Raw genomic sequence first — 18812 nt, forward strand, 5'->3', positions numbered from 1 at the left:
GCGACCGTCAGACGGCGGACTGCAGGTCCGCGACGCGATCCGTACGCTCCCACGTGAACTCGGGGAGCTCTCGCCCGAAGTGTCCGTACGCCGCGGTCGTGCGGTAGATCGGGTGCAGCAGGTCGAGATCGCGGACGATCGCGCCCGGGCGCAGGTCGAAGACCTCCTTGATGGCACGGCTCAGGCGGTCCAGCGGCACGGTCTCCGTGCCGAAGGTCTCGACGTAGACGCCCACGGGGTGCGCGCGACCGATCGCGTAGGCGACCTGGACCTCGCAGCGTGCGGCGAGACCCGCCGCGACGACATTCTTCGCAACCCAGCGCGTCGCGTACGCAGCCGAGCGGTCGACCTTCGACGGGTCCTTGCCGGAGAACGCCCCGCCGCCGTGGCGTGCCATGCCGCCGTACGTGTCGACGATGATCTTGCGGCCGGTGAGGCCGGCGTCGCCCTGCGGGCCGCCGATCTCGAAGACGCCCGTGGGGTTGACGAGCAGGTCGTAGCCCGCGACGTCGAGGTCGAGGCTCGCGCTCTCGAGGACCGGGCGCACGATCTGGAGGTCGACCGCCTCGCGGAGCTCGTCCTGGCGGACCTCGGGCGCATGCTGCGTCGAGAGGACGACCGTGTCGAGGCGCACTGCGCGGTCGCCGTCGTAGCCGATCGTCACCTGCGTCTTGCCGTCAGGGCGCAGCCCGGCGATCTCGCCGGAGCGCCGGACCGCAGCGAGGCGCTCCGCCAGGCGGTGCGCGAGCCAGATCGGGACCGGCATCAGCTGCGGCGTGTCGGAGGAGGCATAACCGAACATCAGGCCCTGGTCACCAGCGCCCTGCTGGTCGAGGGGGTCGTGGTCGCCCGCGTCCGAGCGCATCTCGAGCGCCTTGTCGACGCCTTGGGCGATGTCCGGCGACTGCTGCCCGATCGACACCGAGACACCGCACGAGTCGCCGTCGAAGCCGATCGACGACGACGTGTAGCCGATGTGCTTGACGACCGATCGCACGATCTGGGGGATCTCGACGTAGGCCGAGGTCGACACCTCGCCAGCGACGTGCACGAGCCCGGTCGTCACCATCGTCTCGACAGCGACCCGCGCCTGCGGGTCCTGCTCGATGATCGCGTCGAGGATGGCGTCGGAGATCTGGTCGCAGACCTTGTCCGGGTGTCCCTCGGTGACGGACTCCGAGGTGAAGAGGCGTAGCTGATCGGTCATGGGATCAGCCTAGACGCCGGGGCAGACATCACAGGGACGCGTCCACGATGAGAGGTCAGCGGCGCACGAGGAGCGGTACGACGGCGTCGAGGATGACGTCGGCGACGGCGCGCTTCGTGCCGGTCGCCTCGGCGAGCACCTCGCCGCCCGCGTCGAGGACGTGGACAGCGCTGTCGGACGCACCGAACGTCTTGCCGCCCGACACGTCATTGACGACGAGCAGGTCGGCTCCCTTGCGGCGGGCCTTGGCCTGGCCGAGCGCGAGGACGGTGTTCTCAGCGTCCCCGGTCTCCGCGGCGAAGCCGACGACGACCTGGTCCGCGCGGAGCCGGTCGTGCGCGAGCTCGGCGAGGATGTCGGGGTTCTCGACGAGCGTGATCGTGGGTGGGGCGGAGCCCGTGACCTTCTTGATCTTGCTGTCCGGGACATCCTGCGGACGGAAGTCGGCGACCGCGGCCGCCATGACGACGACGTCGGCCTGGGCGGCAGCCGTACGCACCGCGTCGCGGAGCTCGAGCGCGCTGCCCACGTGGGTCACGGTGACGTCGTCGGGCGCGGGGACGAGGAGGTTGGCAGCGACGAGGTGCACGTCGGCGCCGCGGGCGCGCGCCGCCTCGGCGAGTGCCACACCCTGCCGGCCGCTCGACCGGTTGCCGAGGAACCTGACGGGGTCGAGGGGCTCCTGTGTCCCGCCTGCGCTGATCACGACACGTCTACCTGCGAGGTCCTGCGGGACGCCTGCGCTGCAGGCGTCGCTCACGAGGGCGAGTGCTGCTGTCGCGATCTCCTCGGGCTCCGGCAGCCGCCCAGGCCCCGAGTCGGCGCCTGTGAGGCGGCCGACCGCGGGGTCGAGGACGGTGACTCCACGGTCGCGCAACGTCGCGACGTTGGCGCGGGTGGCCGGGTGGTGCCACATCTCGGTGTGCATCGCGGGCGCGAAGAGCACCGGGCACCGGACCGTCAGGAGGGTCGCGGTGAGCAGGTCGTCAGCGCGACCGGCTGCTGCCCGGGCCATGACGTCGGCCGTCGCGGGCGCGACGATCATGAGGTCGGCACCCTGACCGATCCGCACGTGAGCGACGTCGGGCACGTCCTCGAAGACGCGGTCCGTGACGGGCTCCCCCGACAACGCCTCCCACGTCGCACGACCGACGAACTCGAGGCTCGTCGCGGTCGGGATCACGCGGACGCTGTGCCCCGCCTCCTTGAGGAGGCGAAGCAGGTGCACAGACTTGTACGCGGCGATGCCAGCGCTGACGCCGAGCAGGATCCTCACGACGGCTCGCCGGGCAGGTTCACCGAGGGCTCAGCCCTCGGTCTCCTCGGTGTCGCGGACGGTGAGGAGACCGGCGTTGATCTCGCGCATCGCGATCGAGAGCGGCTTCTCCTGGTTGCGGGTCTCGACGAGCGGCCCGACGAACTCGAGCAGGCCCTCGGACAGCTGCGAGTAGTACGCGTTGATCTGGCGGGCCCGCTTGGCCGAGTACACCACGAGGGCGTACTTCGAGTTGGCGCGCTCGAGCAGGTTGTCGATGGGCGGGTCGGTGATGCCCGTGGGCTGGGCAACGGTTCCAGACAAGATGATCTCCGAGCTTCGTTCCGAGGTTGTCGCGGACCACCGCCGGCTGGGCCGGGCAGGGCAGGTACGACCAGCAAATCATGCTATCAGGCGGCTGCCGGTCAGGGGTCGAGCGCCACCCTAGTGAGCGACGGGTCGTGGCGTGAGGCCGATGACGCTCACGAGCTCGTCGGTAGCACGATGCACGTCGTCGTTGATGATCACGTGGTCGAACTCGGACTCGGCGGCGAGCTCGATGCGCGCGGTCGCGAGGCGACGCTCGCGCTCCTCGGGACCCTCAGTGCCACGGCCGACGAGACGCCGCTCGAGCTCCTCCCAGCTGGGCGGCGCGAGGAAGACGAACCGCGCGTCGGGCATGCTCTCGCGGACCTGCCGGGCACCCTGGAGGTCGATCTCGAGCAGTGCCGGCTCCCCCGCCGCGAGACGCGCCTCGACAGCACCGCGAGGGGTGCCGTAGCGGTTCTGGCCGTGCACGATCGCAGACTCGAGGAGCTCTCCCTCGGTGTCGAGGCGGTCGAACTCCTCGGTCGAGAGGAAGTGATAGTGGACGCCGTCGACCTCGCCCGGGCGCGGCGACCTCGTCGTCGCGGACACCGAGAGCCACACCTCGGGGTACCGCTCGCGCAGGTCTGCGGAGACGGTGCCCTTCCCTACCGCGGTCGGGCCCGCGAGGACGGTGAGCCGGGCGGGTGCTGCATGCAGTTGTGCGTCCACGGTGGAAATGTCAGCCGAACCTCTCGATGAGCGCCTCGGCCTGGTGAGGCCCGAGTCCGCGGATACGACGCGACTGCGCGATCCCGACCTCGGTCATGATCGCCTGCGCCTTGACCTTGCCCACCCCCGGGAGCGACTCGAGCAGGGCGACGACCTTCATCTTGCCGATGACGTCGTCGGTCTTCCCTGCCTCGATCACGGAGGAGAGCGAGCCTTGAGAATACTTCAGGCGGTTCTTGATCTCGGCACGCGCCTTGCGGGCCTCGGCGGCCTTCTCAAGTGCAGCTGCGCGCTGCTCGGGGGTCAACGGTGGGAGCGCCACGGGTATCACCTTCCTGAACTGGGGCAAGACCTGCACAACCTTGTGACGAACCTAACTTCGGTAGGCGGATGTCGCAACGCGCCGGGAGGTGCCTTCACCTGCGCACGAGCGCATCAGGCGCCGCGGAGCGCCTCCCTGGCCTGCTCCGACGCCGCCACGGCAGCCGCCCGCAAGCGCGGGATGTCGGGGCCGGCGGCAAGGACGCCGCGGGACGACGAGGCGAGGACGGCACCTCGTGCGTCGCCGAAGACGTGCCTCAGCTCGGCCGCCCCTGCGCCCTGCGCTCCGACCCCGGGCGCGAGCAGCGGCCCGTTGACCGCCGCGAGGTCGGTCGACGTCGTGGTGACGGCCTCCCCCACCGTCGCGCCGACGACGAGACCGACCGAGCCGAGCGGGACGGCACCCGCGTTGAGCTCGGCTGCGGCCGCCGCGACCGACGCGGCGACCGTCGTCCCGTCGGGCGCCGTCGCGTGCTGGACGGACGCTCCTTCAGGGTTCGACGTGAGGCACAGGACGAACAGCCCGCGGCCCGTGCTCGCAGCGAGGTCGACCGCGGGCGCGAGCGAACCGAACCCGAGGAACGGAGACACCGTCAGGGCGTCGCCCGCGAGCGGCGATCCGTCGCGCAGGAAGGTCTCGGCGTACGCCGCCATCGTCGAGCCGATGTCACCGCGCTTGGCGTCGACGATCGTGAGGATCCCCGCGTCGCGCGCCGATGCGACAAGCTCCTCGAGCACGGCGACGCCCCGGGAGCCGTGCCTCTCGAAGAACGCCGCCTGAGGCTTGAGCGCGGCGGCGCTGCCCGCGACCGCCTCGAGCACGCGGAGCGAGAACTCACGCAGCCCGGTGACGTCGTCGGGCAGGCCCCACTGCTTCAGGAGGCTCGCGTGCGGGTCCACGCCCACGCACAGCGGGCCGTGCTCGTCCATCGCGGCCGCCAGACGCGCCCCGAAGGGCGCCTCCGGCGACACGAGGGAGACGGCCGTCACGCGATCGCCCCGGGCGTCGGCAGGCTCGACTGGGCGAGGGCCGTCATGTGCTCCTGGAGCGACTGCACCTCGAACGGCCCGGACAGGACCGCCTCGATCGCCTGGACGGCAGCGGAGAGCTGCTGGATCGTCGTGACGATCGCCTTGTCCGCAGCCGTCGTCGCAGCACGGATCTCGTAGCCGTCAGCACGGGCCCCCTGGCCCGACGGGGTGTTGATCACCATGTCGACCTCGCCGCGCGTGATGAGATCGACGATCGTGGGCTCTCCCGCAGGGCCTGCGCCCTCCGAGTGCTTGCGCACGACCGTGGACGGCACACCGTTGCGGCTGAGCACCGCCGCGGTGCCCGCCGTCGCGAGGATCGTGAAGCCCGACTCGACGAGCCGCTTGATCGGGAACACGAGGTCACGCTTGTCGCGGTCGGCGACCGAGACGAACACGTTGCCCGAGGTGGGCAGCCCGCCGAAGGCCGCTGCCTGCGACTTGGCGAAGGCGGTCGGGAACTGGGCGGACAGGCCCATCACCTCGCCGGTCGACCGCATCTCGGGGCCGAGCACGGTGTCGACGACCGCGCCGTCGGCGGTGCGGAAGCGCTTGAACGGCAGGACGGCTTCCTTGACCGCGATCGGCTGGTCGAGGTCGATGACCGCCGCGTCGCCCTCGGCGGGCAGCACGCCTGCGGCGCGCAGGTCGGCGATCGACTCGCCGACCATCAGGCGTGCGGCGGCCTTCGCGAGCGAGACGCCGGTCGCCTTGGACACGAACGGCACGGTGCGCGACGCGCGCGGGTTCGCCTCGAGGACGTAGAGCACGTCGGAGACGAGCGCGTACTGGACGTTGAGCAGCCCGCGCACGCCGACGCCCTTGGCGATCGCCTCGGTCGAGCGGCGGATGCGGTCGAGCTCCGACTGGCTGAGCGACACGGGCGGCAGCACGCACGCCGAGTCGCCCGAGTGGATCCCGGCCTCTTCGATGTGCTCCATGACACCGCCGAGGTACAGCTCGGTGCCGTCGTAGAGAGCGTCGACGTCGATCTCCATCGCGTCGTCGAGGAACCGGTCGATGAGGATCGGGGCGAGCCGGCCGCCGGCGAGCGCCGCCTCGCCGAGCGCACGCTCGACGTAGCCGGTGAGGTGCTCGTCGGAGTAGACGATCTCCATGCCACGCCCACCGAGCACGTACGACGGTCGGACGAGGACCGGGTAGCCGATGCTCGCGGCGATCTCCTTCGCCTGGACGAGGCTCGTGGCGGTGCCGAACGCGGGGGCGGGCAGGCCGGCCTCCTCGAGCACGCGGCCGAAGACCGAGCGGTCCTCGGCGGCGTCGATCGCCTCGGGAGACGTGCCGAGGATCGGCAGGCCTGCGTCGGCGAGACGCTGCGCGAGGCTCAGCGGGGTCTGCCCGCCGAGCTGAACGATGATGCCCTTGACCGGACCTGCTGCGAGCTCGGCCTCGTAGACCTCGAGGACGTCCTCGAACGTGAGGGGCTCGAAGTAGAGGCGGTCGGACGTGTCGTAGTCGGTCGAGACCGTCTCCGGGTTGCAGTTGACCATGACCGTCTCGTAGCGGTCGGCGAGCGCGAGCGTCGCGTGGACGCACGAGTAGTCGAACTCGATGCCCTGACCGATGCGGTTCGGACCGGAGCCGAGGATGATGACGGCCTCGCGCTCACGCGGGGCGACCTCGGACTCCACGTCGTACGACGAGTAGTGGTACGGCGTCGACGCCGCGAACTCGGCGGCGCAGGTGTCGACGGTCTTGAAGACGGGCCGGACGCCGAGGGCGCGGCGCACCTCGCGGACGACAGCCTCCCCCGCGCTGCCGCCGATGCCGCGGAGCTTCGCGACCTGGAGGTCGGACAGGCCGTGACGCTTGGCGCGCGCGAGCACGTCGTGCGTGAGCGCGGGCGCGGCGGCGACCTCGGCGGCGATCTCGTTGACGAGCTGGATCTGGTCGAGGTACCAGGGGTCGATCTTCGTCGCGTCGAACACCTGCTCGATCGTCGCGCCGGCGCGCAGGGCCTGCTGCACCTGGACGAGGCGCTGCTCGGTGGGCCGCTGGATCGTCACGAGGAGCTCGTCGAGCGCGGCGCCCGAGGCAGGCTCGCCGTCCCAGTGGAAGACCGTGCCGGCCTTGTCGATCGACCGCAGCGCCTTGCCGAGCGCCTCGGTGAAGTTGCGGCCGAGCGCCATGGCCTCGCCGACGGACTTCATGGTCGTCGTGAGCGTGTCGTCAGCAGCCGGGAACTTCTCGAACGCGAAGCGCGGCACCTTGACGACCACGTAGTCGAGCGTCGGCTCGAACGACGCGGGCGTCGAGCCCGTGATGTCGTTCGTGATCTCGTCGAGCGTGTAGCCGACGGCGAGCTTCGCGGCGATCTTCGCGATCGGGAAGCCGGTCGCCTTCGACGCGAGAGCCGACGAGCGCGACACGCGCGGGTTCATCTCGATGACGACGACGCGGCCCGTGTCCGGGTGCACGGCGTACTGGATGTTGCAGCCGCCCGTGTCGACGCCGACCTCGCGGATGACCGCGATGCCGATGTCCCGGAGCTTCTGGAACTCGCGGTCGGTGAGGGTCAGGGCGGGCGCGACGGTGATCGAGTCGCCCGTGTGCACGCCGACCGGGTCGACGTTCTCGATCGAGCAGATGACGACGACGTTGTCGGCCTTGTCGCGCATGAGCTCGAGCTCGTACTCCTTCCAGCCGAGGATCGACTCCTCGAGGAGAACCTCGGTCGTCGGCGAGTAGTGCAGACCCTGGCCGACGATGCGGCGGAGGTCCGCCTCGTCGTACGCGATCCCGGAGCCGAGGCCGCCCATCGTGAAGGAGGGACGCACGACCATCGGGTACCCGAGGGACTCCGCGGCGGCGATCGCCTCGTCGATCGTGTGGATGATCTCCGAGCGGGCGCTCTCGCCACCGCACTTCTCGACGACCTCCTTGAACTGCTGGCGGTCCTCGCCCTTCTCGATCGCGGCGATGTTCGCACCGATGAGCTCGACGTCGTACTTGTCGAGAACGCCTGCCTTGTCGAGCTCGATCGCGGCGTTGAGAGCCGTCTGGCCGCCGAGCGTCGCGAGCACCGCGTCGGGACGCTCCTTCGCGATGATCGTCGTGAGGACCTCGGTCGTGATGGGCTCGACGTACGTCGCGTCTGCGAACTCGGGGTCGGTCATGATCGTCGCCGGGTTCGAGTTCACGAGGATGACCCGCAGGCCCTCCTCCTTGAGCACACGGCAGGCCTGCGTGCCCGAGTAGTCGAACTCGCACGCCTGGCCGATGACGATGGGGCCCGACCCGATGACGAGGACGGAGTTGATGTCGGTTCTGCGAGGCACGTCTCAGTTCTCCTTGTCAGCGGCGGTCTTGCCGGCGGTCGCGGCCGAGAGGCCGCTCGCACTCCGGGCGCCGGAGGTCATCAGGTCGAGGAAGCGGTCGAAGAGGTACGCGGCGTCGTGGGGGCCTGCGGCAGCCTCAGGGTGGTACTGGACGGAGAACGCCGGGATGTCGAGGCACTCGAGCCCCTCGACGACGTCGTCGTTCAGCCCGACGTGGGAGACGACGACCCGGCCGTAACGCCCGTCGTCGTGCGGGGCCGTGGCGACCTCGTGGAGCGGCGCGTCCACGGCGAACCCGTGGTTCTGCGAGGTGATCTCCACCTTGCGCGTGCTCAGGTCCATGACCGGCTGGTTGATGCCGCGGTGGCCGTAACGGAGCTTGTACGTGCCGAAGCCGAGCGCGCGGCCGAGGAGCTGGTTGCCGAAGCAGATGCCGAAGTATGGCAGGCCGCGGTCGAGGACCTCGCGCAGGAGCGCGACGGGGTGCTCGGCCGCCGACGGGTCGCCAGGGCCGTTGGAGAAGAACACGCCGTCCGGATCGAGTGCGAGGACGTCGTCGATCGTCGACGCTGCGGGGATGACGTGGACGCGCATGCCACGCTCGGCGAGGCGCTGCGGCGTCATCGACTTGATGCCGAGGTCGAGGGCGACGACGGTCTTGAGAGGCTCACGGCCTGCGAACGCCCCCGACGGCTCGACGACGTACGCGACGTCTGTCGAGACCTCGGCGGCGAGGTCTGCACCCTGCATCGACGGCGCGGCCTGGACCTCGGCGACGAGGTCCTCGACGCGACGTGGGTGCCGGCCGTCGAGCAGCGCGGCACCGGAGAAGATGCCGCCGCGCATGACGCCGCGCTCGCGCAGGTGTCGCGTCAGCGCCCGCGTGTCGATGTCGCTGATCGAGACGATGCCCTGCTGGGCGAGCTCGTCGGCGAGGTCGTTCTCCGCGCGCCAGTTGGACGACCTGCGGGCGGCGTCGCGCACGACGAAGCCGGCGACCCAGATGCGCGTCGACTCGGGGTCTTCGGTGTTGACGCCCGTGTTGCCGATGTGGGGCGCCGTCATGACGACGATCTGCCGGTGGTAGGAGGGGTCGGTGAGCGTCTCCTGGTAACCGGTCATGCCGGTGTTGAAGACGATCTCGCCGAGGGCCGTCCCGACCGCGCCGTAGGCGCGGCCGACGAACGTTCGACCGTCCTCGAGGACGAGCACGGCTGCGTCGGCGGCGAGGGGGGCGGCGTCGAGGACCTGGGTCACTTCTGCTCCTTCGGCTCGATGGTCGAGTCTGCGGTGGGGGTGCTACTCAGCGAGCTGATCGCAGCCTGGAGGCGGTCACGGTCGAGCTCGTGCACGGGGCGGAGACCGGTGTCGACGAGGACGTCGGGGGCGTCGCCGGGCTGCCACGTGACCACCACGATGGACTGGTCACCGACGAACTTGCCGACCATGCCCGAGGATCGGACGGTTCCCCGTACCCGCGAGGCGGGGACGAAGAGGTCGGTCGCGCCGTCGCGCAGCACGAGGAGGCCCTCGGAGCCGACCTGCGCGGTCCCCCGGCTGCGCACGCCGAGGCCGTGCGCGCCGATCCGCTCGAGCCAGCTGCGCGCGACGGTCGTCGCGACGTAGAGGATGTCGACGGGCGCGAGGATCTCGTCGCCCACCGTCGTGGGCACGGCGGGAAGGGCAGGGACGACGGCGGCCGTGCGGTCACCGCGGCGTCGCCAGCTGCGGGCCATGAGCCACAGCACGAGAACCGTGAGCGCGGCGAGCGCTGCGACGGAGACGGGGACGGGGATCCTCATCGGGTGACCTCCCGCGGTGCGGGAGAACCGGCCGGAGCGACTGCCTGACCGTCGAGCACGGTCGCCCGGCCGCGGAGGAACGTCGCGACGACACGGCCGGGGAGCTCGGCCCCGCGGAAGGGGCTGTTGTCGCTCGTCGTGCCCTGCTGGCGCGGGTCGACGACCGTGCGTGCGGCGGGGTCGACGACCACGAGGTTGCCGGGCTCCCCCACGGCGATCGGCCGTCCTTGCGGCAGGTCACCGTCGTCGATGCGTCCGATGTGGGCGGGATTCGTGGACATGACGCGGGCGACGTCGGACCACGTCATGCGGCCGGTGTCGACCATCGTGGCCTGCACGACGCTGAGCGCCGTCTCGAGGCCGGTCATGCCGAACGCTGCGGCGTCCCACTCGCAGTCCTTGTCCTCGCGGGCGTGCGGGGCGTGGTCGGTCGCGACGATGTCGATCGTCCCGTCCGCGAGGCCCTCGCGGACGGCCTCGACGTCAGCCTCGGTGCGCAGCGGCGGGTTCACCTTGAACAGGGGGTCGTAGCCGCGGGCGCGCTCGTCCGTGAGCATCAGGTGGTGCGGCGTGACCTCGGCGGTCACGCGCAGGCCGCGCGCCTTCGCCCAGCGCACGAGCTCGACGGAGCCGGCGGTCGACAGGTGGCACACGTGCAGGCGGGAGCCGACGTGCTCGGCGAGCAGGATGTCGCGCGCGATGATCGCTTCCTCGGCGACAGCGGGCCAGCCGCGGAGCCCGATCTCGGCGGAGACGACCCCCTCGTGCATCTGGGCGCCCTCGGTGAGCCGGGGCTCCTGCGCGTGCTGCGCGACGACGCCGTCGAACGCCTTGACGTACTCGAGCGCTCGACGCATGAGGACGGGGTCGTGGACGCACTTGCCGTCGTCGGAGAAGACGCGGACCTGCGCTGCGGAGGAGGCCATCGCGCCGAGCTCGGCGAGCTGCTCGCCTGCGAGACCGACCGACACCGCGCCGACAGGGTGGACATCCACCCAGCCGGCGTCGCGGCCGAGCCGCCACACCTGCTCGACGACGCCCGCCGTGTCGGCGACCGGGGTCGTGTTCGCCATCGCGTGGACGGCGGTGAAGCCGCCGAGAGCGGCGGCGCGCGTGCCGGTGAGGACGGTCTCGGCGTCCTCTCGCCCGGGCTCGCGCAGGTGCGTGTGCAGGTCGACGAGGCCGGGCAGGAGGACGAGGCCCTGCGCGTCGACGGTGCGGACACCGTCAGGTGCGGTCAGTGAGCCGGCCGCGGCGACCTCGGTGATCGTCCCGTCGAGGACGAGGACGTCGCGGGGCTCGCCGCCGAGGACCTGGGCACCGACGACGTGGACGGACGTCTCGGGGTGGGGGGCGGTCATCAGGACTCCTTCGTGGCGAGCGTGAGGTAGAGGACGGCCATGCGGACCGCGACGCCGTTCGCGACCTGCTCGACGATGACGGAGCGCGCCGAGTCGGCGGCCTCCGCGGAGATCTCGAGGCCTCGGTTCATGGGGCCGGGGTGCATGACGATCGCGTGGTCGGAGAGCGTCGCGAGCCTGCGGGCGTCGAGCCCGAACAGGCGCGAGTACTCGAGAGGGCTCGGGAAGAACCCCCCGCCTGCGGCGCTCATGCGCTCGCGCTGGACGCGGAGCATCATGACGGCGTCGGGGCTGTCGGCGAGCGTCGCGTCGAGGTCGTACGACACCGCGCACGGCCAGGTCTCGACGCCGACGGGGACGAGGGTCGGGGGTGCGACGAGGGTCACGCGGGCTCCGAGGGTCGTGAGGAGCTGGACGTTGGACCGTGCGACACGCGAGTGCAGGACGTCCCCGACGACTGCGACGTGCAGTCCCGTCAGGTCGAGCCCGACGCCGGACCGTGCGTCGAGCGAGGCGCCCGCACCTGCCGCGCCGCGCCCGGCGAGGTGGCGGCGGATCGTGAACGCGTCGAGGAGCGCCTGGGTCGGGTGCTGGTGCGTTCCGTCGCCCGCGTTGACGACGCTCGCGTCGACCCAGCCGGCGGTGGCGAGCAGGTGCGGTGCACCTGAGGCGTGGTGGCGCACGACGATGCCGTCCGCACCCATCGCCTGGAGCGTGAGCGCGGTGTCCTTGAGGGACTCGCCCTTGGAGACGCTCGAACCCTTGGCCGAGAAGTTGATGACGTCGGCCGACAGCCGCTTCGCTGCGGTCTCGAAGGAGATGCGCGTGCGGGTCGAGTCCTCGAAGAACAGGTTGACGACGGTCCGCCCGCGCAGCGTCGGGAGCTTCTTGATCTCCCGGGCCTGGGTCGCGGCCATCTCTGCGGCGGTGTCGAGGACGTGCACCGCGGCGGCGCGGTCGAGGTCGGCGGCAGACAGGAGGTGCTTCACAGCGCCACCTCCGGCGAGCCTGCCTGGGAGATCGTCACCGCGTCGTCCCCGTCGACCTCGGCGAGACGGACCTGGACGCGCTCGGTGGTTGACGTCGGGAGGTTCTTGCCGACGTAGTCGGGTCGGATCGGCAGCTCGCGGTGGCCGCGGTCGACGAGGGCTGCGAGCTGGACGGCTCGGGGTCGTCCGAGGTCTTTGATCGCGTCGAGCGCAGCGCGGATGGTCCGGCCCGAGAAGAGGACGTCGTCGACGAGCACGACGATCTTGTCGTCGATCCCGCCGCTCGGCAGGGTCGTCGAGCCGATCGTGCGCGTGGGGTGCCGATGCAGGTCGTCGCGGTACATCGTGATGTCGAGCTCACCGACGAGCGTGTCGACGTCGAGCGTCGGCTCGACGTCGGCGAGGCGCTGGGCGAGCCGACGGGCGAGCGGAAGTCCGCGGGTGGGGATCCCCAGGAGGACGAGATCGTCGCCGCCCTTGTTCCGTTCGAGGATCTCGTGGGCGATGCGCGTCAGCGCGCGGGCGATCTCTGGGGCGCCGAGGACCGTGGTCCCGCCGCCGGGCATAGGCATGCCAGAGGACATCTGGCGACCTCCTTCTCCGCCTCACAGGACGGCTCTTAAAGGAATGTCTGACAGTCCTGAACTGTACGCCGGGTTCCGGGCGGACAGGCGGACGTGTCCACCGTTCGGTCGCGAGTCGAGAGGGATCGAAGTGTGCCGAGCCGGGACCTAGGTCCTCGCGCGGCGGACGGGGCGAGGGAGGATCGAGAGGTGATCGACGTGTACTACTACTCGAGCTCGTCCGGCATGGTGCGGCTGTTCGCCGAGCGTCTCGGACGGCCGGTCCACGACTTGTCCCGGCGAGAGGTGCGCACGAGCGTGCCGACGGGACCGTGGGTGCTGCTCACGCCGTCGTACAAGACCGGGAACATCGACAACGACACGATCCCGGAGCCTGTCCGGCGATTCCTCGCCCACCCGGAGACTCGACGCCGCCTCGTCGGGGTGATGGGGTCGGGGAACCGCAACTTCGGAGAGCACTATCAGGCGGCGTGCCGCCAGATCGCGCGACTGTCGGGGCGGCCCGTCCTCTTCGAGTTCGAGCTGCAGGGAACGCAGTGGGACGTCGAGGACGCACAGCGCATCCTCGCGGACCTCGACGCAGCGATCGCGGCGGGGCACGCCTGACGCCATCCGGCTGCGGCTGGCACGAGCGCGCCACCCCTCCGGTGATCAGCGGTTCTGGCTGTCGCCCCCGCGGTGCAAGAGATCCTCGCGCACGACACGACGCAACACCTTGCCGATCTGCGACCGGGGCAGCTCCTTGACCAGCTCGAGCTGCTTGGGCAGCGCGTAGCGCGCGAGCCTTGCCTCGCACCAGGCGCGCACGGACTCGAGGTCGACCTGCGCGTGGGTCGCGGCGTCCTTGGCGAGCACGATGGCCGCGACGACGCGCTCACCGAGGTCTCCGCCGGGCATGCCGATGATCGCGACGTCCTCGACGCCGGGCATCGCGCGGAGGTGCTCCTCGACCTGCGAGGGATACACCTTGAAGCCGCCGGTGATGATCATCTCCTTGATGCGGTCGACGAGGCGGACGAACCCGTCCTCCTGCATGACGACGACGTCACCCGTGCGGATCCAGCGCTTCCCGCCGATCTCGACGAGCGTGTCCGCACTCTCGTCCGGGCGGTTCCAGTAGCCGCCGAAGACCTGGGGGCCGGCGATGAGCAGCTCCCCGCGCTCCCCCGGCTCGACGAGGCGGAACGGGTCCTCCTGGTCGGCGATGCGGATGTCGGTAGAAGGGAACGGCAGCCCGAGAGTCCCGGGCTGGCGGTTCTCGGAGCACGGGCTGCCGAGCGCGACGGGCGACGTCTCGGTCATGCCGTAGCCCTCGATCGCGTACCCTCCGGTCACGTCTTCCCACGCCTTGGCGACCTCGCCGGGCAGGGGCATCGCGCCGCAGATGGCATAGCGGAACGTGCCGAGGTCGACACCCTGCTCGACCGCCGCCTTCGCGAGGCGGTCGAGCATGGGTGGGACGGCGGGGATGAAGGTTCCCGGGATGCGCTTCTGCGTCGCGAGGACGGAGGCGACGTCGAACTTCGGGAAGAGGACGAGCGTCGCGCCGATACGGATCGTGAACGACAGGCACAGGGTGAGGCCGAACGCGTGGAAGAACGGCAGCACGCCGTACACGACGTCGTCGCTCACACCGCTCTGCGGGCCGTCGGCGAAGCCCATCTGGGTCCACTCCTGACCCTGCGTCGCGTTCGCGACGAGGTTGGCGTGGGTGAGCATCGCGGCCTTGGGCGTGCCGGTCGTGCCGCCCGTGTACTGCAGGAGCGCGAGGTCGCCCGAGCCCGGGGCCGGGTAGCTCGCGGGAAGGCGCGTCGCCTTCTTGAGCAGGCGCTCCCAGCGCACGACGCTCGCGGGGATGGGGGCGCGCAGCGCCTCGCGCAGGGCTCGGGCCTTCGCGATCGGGAGGCTGAGTGCGAGGCGCTTGGCGCCGGGCAGGTCGCGTGAGAGGTCGACGCCGACGATCGTGTGGACGTCTGTCTCGCCCTGGCGCTCCGCGAGGCGAGCCGCGGTGGGCTCCCAGCACACGGCGACGGTCGCGCCTGCGTCGGCGACCTGGTGCGCGAGTTCCTCGGCGCTGTAGGTCGGGTTGCACTCGACGACGACGCCGCCGATGCGCAGCACGGCGTAGAACACGACCACGTGGGTCGCACAGTTGGGCAGGCCGATCGCGACCCGGTCCCCCGGGCGTACGCCGAGCTTCGTCAGGACGCCCGCAGCGTGGGCGACCTGCTCGCCGAGCTCGCGGTACGTCGTCTGACGGCCCATGAAGTCGAGGGCGACACGGTCGGGATAGGTGCGTGCGCCGCGCTCGAGAGCTGCGGTGAGAGGCTCGTCGGCAACCGTGATGTCGGCGCTGACGCCGGGAGAGTAGGACCGCGTCCAGGGACGCTCCTCCGAAGGCCGTGTCATGGGTCTCAGTCTAACTTACGGAAGCGTAGGTTACTCGGCCGAAGGTGGATGGTTCGGGGAGATCCTCGCAGCGTGCCGACCCCGAGACGTGCAAGAGCCCGCACCCCGGAGACGGGGTACGGGCTCTTGATGAGCAGGTCAGCCGAGGATCGTCGGCTTGAGCTCGAGGATGCGTGCGAGCAGGCCGTTCACGAAAGACGGCGACTCGTCGGTCGACAGGCCCGAGACAAGCTCGACGGCCTCGTCGATCGCAACCGCGTCAGGCACGTCGTCGTTGAACAGCAGCTCCCAGGTCGCGAGGCGGAGGACCGCCCGGTCGACCGAGGGCATGCGCTCGAGCGTCCAGCCGTTCGAGTACGTCTCGAGGATCTCGTCGATGTGACGCGCGTGCGCGTCGTACCCCTCGACGAGCTCGACCGCGTACTGCGGCAGCGCGGACTCGACCCCGGGGTGTGCGACACGCTCCGCGAGCATGTCGAGCAGGTCGAGGTCTCGCTGCTCCGCCTCGAAGATGACGTCGAGCGCGCGCTTGCGCGCCTTGGTACGGGCTCCCACGTCAGTCGGTCACTCGACCCAGGTACGAGCGGTCACGGGTGTCGACCTTCACGCGCGTCCCGGTCTCGAGGAACAGCGGGACCTGGATCTCCGCGCCGGTCTCGAGCGTGGCCGGCTTGGTGCCGCCCGTGGAGCGGTCGCCCTGCAGGCCCGGCTCGGTGTACGTGATCTCGAGGACGACCGAGGCCGGGAGCTCGATGTAGAGGGGGGTGCCGTCGTTGGACGCGACGAGCACGTTCTGGTTCTCGAGCATGAAGTCGACAGCGTCGCCGACGACCGCGGCCGAGACCGGAATCTGGTCGTACGAGGACGTGTCCATGAAGATGAAGTCGTCGCCGTCCTTGTACAGGTACTGCATGTCGCGCTTGTCGACGTTGGCGGTCTCGATCTTCAGGCCCGCGTTGAACGTCTTGTCGACGGTCTTGCCGGAGACGACGTTCTTCATCTTGGTGCGGACGAAGGCGCCACCCTTGCCGGGCTTGACGTGCTGGAACTCGATGATGGTCCACAGCTGGCCATCGATGCGGAGCACGGTGCCGTTCTTGATGTCGTTCGTGGTCGCCACGGTTCATCTTCCTGTTGCGTTGACAAGGATCAGGGCCTGGAGAAGGCCGGTCCTGACCGCGTGCACCGGGGCTCACGGCGGACAGCGGCTGCGCGAGACTTCGCGAGCAGCCGCTCAAGTATAGCGGTGGCGCCGGGACGCCCCGGGTCAGCCGGCGAGCGCCTGGAGCGCGAGGTGGTAGCTCTCGAACCCGAAGCCGGCGATCGTCCCCGTCGCGACGGGACCGACGACGCTCAGGTGCCGGAACGCCTCGCGCGCGTACGGGTTGGAGATGTGCACCTCGACGAGACGCAGCCCGACGTCGGTCACCTGCGCGGCAGCGTCCCGCAGCGCGTACGAGTAGTGCGTGAACGCCGCCGGGTTGAGGACGACGTCGCTGCGGGTGTCGACCGCCTCGTGGAGCCAGCCGACCATCTCGGACTCGTCGTCCGTCTGCCTCACCTCGACGTCGAGCCCGAGCTCAGCACCCCAGCGCTCCCCCGCCTCCACGAGGTCACCGAGCGTGAGGTGCCCGTACACCTCAGGCTCACGCACGCCGAGACGACCGAGGTTGGGACCATTGAGCAGGAGCACGCGCGTCATGACGCGAACCTAGCGCACATCACAACGACACCGGCCGGCCACCCGCGGGGGCGTCCTCGCTGACCTCGGCGTACGCCGCCGCGAGGAGCGTGGGGTCCGGACCCTCGAGGCGGGTGGGGTGGCCGAGCGAGTCCAGGACGACGAAGCGCAGCAGGTCGCCGCGGGACTTCTTGTCGCGGCGCATCGCGCCGAGCAGCGCGTCCCAGCGGTCGCCGCGGTACGTGAGCGGCAGGCCGAGCGACGAAAGCACGCTGCGGTGCCGTGCGACGTCGTCGTCGGAGAGCTTCCCGGCGAGCCGCGCGAGCTCGGCGGCGAAGACCATGCCGACCGACACAGCCGCGCCGTGGCGCCACTGGTAACGCTCGACGTGCTCGATCGCGTGGCCGAACGTGTGGCCGTAGTTGAGGATCTCCCGCAGGCCGGACTCCTTGAGGTCCTCCCCCACGACGTCGGCCTTCCACTGCACCGCGCGCTGGATCAGCTCGACGAGGACCGGCTCGTCGACCGACGTCGCGCCCTGAGACAGAGGTGCCGCGTTCGACTCGATCAGCTCGAGCACGCGCGCGTCCGCGACGAGACCGCACTTGACGATCTCCCCGAGGCCCGCGACGAAGTCCCAGCGGGGAAGCGTCTCGAGCGCGTCGATGTCGCACAGGACGCCTGCGGGCGGGTAGAACGCGCCGACGAGGTTCTTGCCCTCAGCGGTGTTGATGCCCGTCTTGCCGCCGACGGCGGCGTCGACCATCGCGAGGATCGTCGTCGGGACGTGCACGACCTTGATCCCGCGCAGCCAGGTCGCCGCGACGAAGCCGCCCAGGTCGGTCGTCGCACCCCCGCCGACCGCGACGATCGCGTCCGAACGGGTGAAGTCGGCCTGGCCGAGCACCTGCCAGCAGAACGCCGCCACCTGGGCGGTCTTCGACTCCTCGGCGTCCGGCACCTCGGCCTGGATCGCCTCGTAGCCCTGCTCGACGAGGTCCTCGCGGATCGCGTCAGCCGTCGTCGCGAGAGCTGCCGGGTGCAGCACGAGCACCTTGCGGACGGAGTCCCCCAGCATGGCCGGCAGCTCACCGAGGAGGTGCCGGCCGATCACGACGTCGTACGGGGACTCCCCGTGCACGGTCACGCGGACGGGCGCTGCACTCATCGGGTACCTCCGGGCTGGGCCGCGTCGAGCGCGGCGAGGATCTGCGCCGCGACGTCCGCCGGCGCGAGGTCGTCGGTCAGCACGTGCAGCGACCCGACCTTCTCGTACACCGGGCGGCGCGCGGACATGAGCGCCTGCCACTGCGCACGCGGGTTGCCGACGAGCAGCGGACGGGCGGTGTTGAAGCCGACGCGCGGCGCGGCGTGAGCGAGCGACACGTCGAGGAAGACGACCGTCCCGCCGTCGGCCACGTACTGCGCGAGCAACGCCTGCGTGTCCTCGGCGAGGACCGCGCCTCCCCCGAGCGCGAGGACACCCTCGTGCTCGGCGAGCGCAGTCGCGACCGCGCGACGCTCGAGAGCGCGGAACGTGTCCTCACCGTCCTCGACGAAGATGTCGCTCACCGACTTGCCCGCCAGCACCTCGACATCGGCATCCGTGTCGCGGACGCTCCAGCCCGTCACGGCACCGATCTCCGCAGCGACGGTGGACTTGCCGGAGCCGGGCGGACCGGCGAGGACGACGCGAGGGCGGATGCGTTCATGCACGCCCCAAGGATAGCTACGGCTCTGCATGCCCGGACTCGTGACCACAGAGTGATCCGGTCTGGCGCTCCTCGCACCCTTGCGCGGTATCCATCGGCGCCCACGGCTCAAGGATGAGAGA

At 70.7% G+C, this 18812-nt stretch carries 19 protein-coding genes; 1 reads left to right on the forward strand and 18 read right to left on the reverse strand.

Annotation, left to right across the window (positions count from 1 at the left end; translation table 11 throughout):
- Window positions 1-7: 7 nt before the first annotated feature.
- From metK to pyrR, 12 genes are all read right to left on the reverse strand, one after another.
- Window positions 8-1207: a methionine adenosyltransferase gene (metK, locus tag AC4F3Q_RS06825; protein WP_491039310.1), complete on the reverse strand. Its 1200-nt coding sequence runs from the start codon at window positions 1205-1207 to the stop codon at window positions 8-10.
- Window positions 1208-1262: 55 nt separating this feature from the next.
- On the reverse strand, window positions 1263-2483 hold the full coding sequence (gene coaBC / locus AC4F3Q_RS06830; protein WP_491039311.1) for a bifunctional phosphopantothenoylcysteine decarboxylase/phosphopantothenate--cysteine ligase CoaBC: 1221 nt from the start codon (window positions 2481-2483) through the stop codon (window positions 1263-1265).
- 30 nt (window positions 2484-2513) lie between these two features.
- Complete coding sequence (gene rpoZ, locus AC4F3Q_RS06835) at window positions 2514-2786, reverse strand: DNA-directed RNA polymerase subunit omega (RefSeq protein ID WP_098456900.1); 273 nt, start codon at window positions 2784-2786, stop codon at window positions 2514-2516.
- A 120-nt stretch (window positions 2787-2906) separates the two neighbouring features.
- A complete protein-coding gene (gmk, locus tag AC4F3Q_RS06840; protein ID WP_491039312.1) occupies window positions 2907-3500 on the reverse strand; it encodes a guanylate kinase in 594 nt (197 codons plus the stop codon).
- A gap of 10 nt (window positions 3501-3510) precedes the next feature.
- A complete protein-coding gene (gene mihF / locus AC4F3Q_RS06845) occupies window positions 3511-3822 on the reverse strand; it encodes an integration host factor, actinobacterial type (RefSeq protein WP_098456901.1) in 312 nt (103 codons plus the stop codon).
- 113 nt (window positions 3823-3935) lie between these two features.
- The gene (gene pyrF, locus AC4F3Q_RS06850; RefSeq protein WP_491039313.1) at window positions 3936-4811 is read right to left on the reverse strand and encodes an orotidine-5'-phosphate decarboxylase; all 876 of its coding nucleotides are present in this window, start codon (window positions 4809-4811) and stop codon (window positions 3936-3938) included.
- Window positions 4808-8152, reverse strand: coding sequence for a carbamoyl-phosphate synthase large subunit (gene carB / locus AC4F3Q_RS06855; RefSeq protein ID WP_168447386.1), 3345 nt, complete (start codon window positions 8150-8152; stop codon window positions 4808-4810). Before carB ends, pyrF begins: the two co-directional genes overlap by 4 nt.
- 3 nt (window positions 8153-8155) lie before the next feature.
- Window positions 8156-9409 (reverse strand): glutamine-hydrolyzing carbamoyl-phosphate synthase small subunit, encoded by a 1254-nt coding sequence (gene carA / locus AC4F3Q_RS06860; RefSeq protein WP_491039314.1) that lies wholly within the window; start codon window positions 9407-9409, stop codon window positions 8156-8158.
- Window positions 9406-9954, reverse strand: coding sequence for a PH-like domain-containing protein (locus AC4F3Q_RS06865; RefSeq protein ID WP_491039315.1), 549 nt, complete (start codon window positions 9952-9954; stop codon window positions 9406-9408). Before AC4F3Q_RS06865 ends, carA begins: the two co-directional genes overlap by 4 nt.
- Entirely contained in the window at window positions 9951-11315 is a 1365-nt protein-coding gene (locus AC4F3Q_RS06870) for a dihydroorotase (protein ID WP_491039316.1), read from the reverse strand. Before AC4F3Q_RS06870 ends, AC4F3Q_RS06865 begins: the two co-directional genes overlap by 4 nt.
- Complete coding sequence (locus tag AC4F3Q_RS06875) at window positions 11315-12304, reverse strand: aspartate carbamoyltransferase catalytic subunit (protein ID WP_491039317.1); 990 nt, start codon at window positions 12302-12304, stop codon at window positions 11315-11317. The genes AC4F3Q_RS06870 and AC4F3Q_RS06875 overlap by 1 nt, the downstream gene beginning before the upstream one ends.
- Entirely contained in the window at window positions 12301-12888 is a 588-nt protein-coding gene (gene pyrR / locus AC4F3Q_RS06880) for a bifunctional pyr operon transcriptional regulator/uracil phosphoribosyltransferase PyrR (RefSeq protein ID WP_286189414.1), read from the reverse strand. Before pyrR ends, AC4F3Q_RS06875 begins: the two co-directional genes overlap by 4 nt.
- Before the next feature lie 189 nt (window positions 12889-13077).
- Here pyrR and nrdI point away from each other — a divergent pair, with 189 nt between their 5' ends.
- Window positions 13078-13494, forward strand: a complete 417-nt coding sequence (gene nrdI / locus AC4F3Q_RS06885; protein WP_491039318.1) for a class Ib ribonucleoside-diphosphate reductase assembly flavoprotein NrdI — start codon at window positions 13078-13080, stop codon at window positions 13492-13494.
- 45 nt (window positions 13495-13539) lie between these two features.
- Here the strand turns inward: nrdI and AC4F3Q_RS06890 are convergent, their stop codons facing one another.
- The 6 genes from AC4F3Q_RS06890 to AC4F3Q_RS06915 all read right to left on the reverse strand — a co-directional run bounded on the left by AC4F3Q_RS06890 (window position 13540) and on the right by AC4F3Q_RS06915 (window position 18694).
- Entirely contained in the window at window positions 13540-15297 is a 1758-nt protein-coding gene (locus AC4F3Q_RS06890; protein WP_491039319.1) for an AMP-binding protein, read from the reverse strand.
- A gap of 138 nt (window positions 15298-15435) precedes the next feature.
- Window positions 15436-15852 carry a transcription antitermination factor NusB gene (gene nusB / locus AC4F3Q_RS06895; RefSeq protein WP_491039320.1) on the reverse strand — a complete coding sequence of 139 codons (417 nt, stop codon included), beginning with the start codon at window positions 15850-15852 and terminating at the stop codon, window positions 15436-15438.
- A gap of 1 nt (window position 15853) precedes the next feature.
- The gene (efp, locus tag AC4F3Q_RS06900; protein ID WP_168447393.1) at window positions 15854-16417 is read right to left on the reverse strand and encodes an elongation factor P; all 564 of its coding nucleotides are present in this window, start codon (window positions 16415-16417) and stop codon (window positions 15854-15856) included.
- 147 nt (window positions 16418-16564) lie between these two features.
- Entirely contained in the window at window positions 16565-16999 is a 435-nt protein-coding gene (locus tag AC4F3Q_RS06905) for a type II 3-dehydroquinate dehydratase (protein ID WP_168447394.1), read from the reverse strand.
- A gap of 19 nt (window positions 17000-17018) precedes the next feature.
- Window positions 17019-18146 (reverse strand): 3-dehydroquinate synthase, encoded by a 1128-nt coding sequence (gene aroB / locus AC4F3Q_RS06910; protein ID WP_491039321.1) that lies wholly within the window; start codon window positions 18144-18146, stop codon window positions 17019-17021.
- On the reverse strand, window positions 18143-18694 hold the full coding sequence (locus AC4F3Q_RS06915) for a shikimate kinase (protein ID WP_491039322.1): 552 nt from the start codon (window positions 18692-18694) through the stop codon (window positions 18143-18145). The genes aroB and AC4F3Q_RS06915 overlap by 4 nt, the downstream gene beginning before the upstream one ends.
- Window positions 18695-18812: the final 118 nt, after the last annotated feature.

Source organism: Flavimobilis sp. BM9, assembly GCF_058313055.1.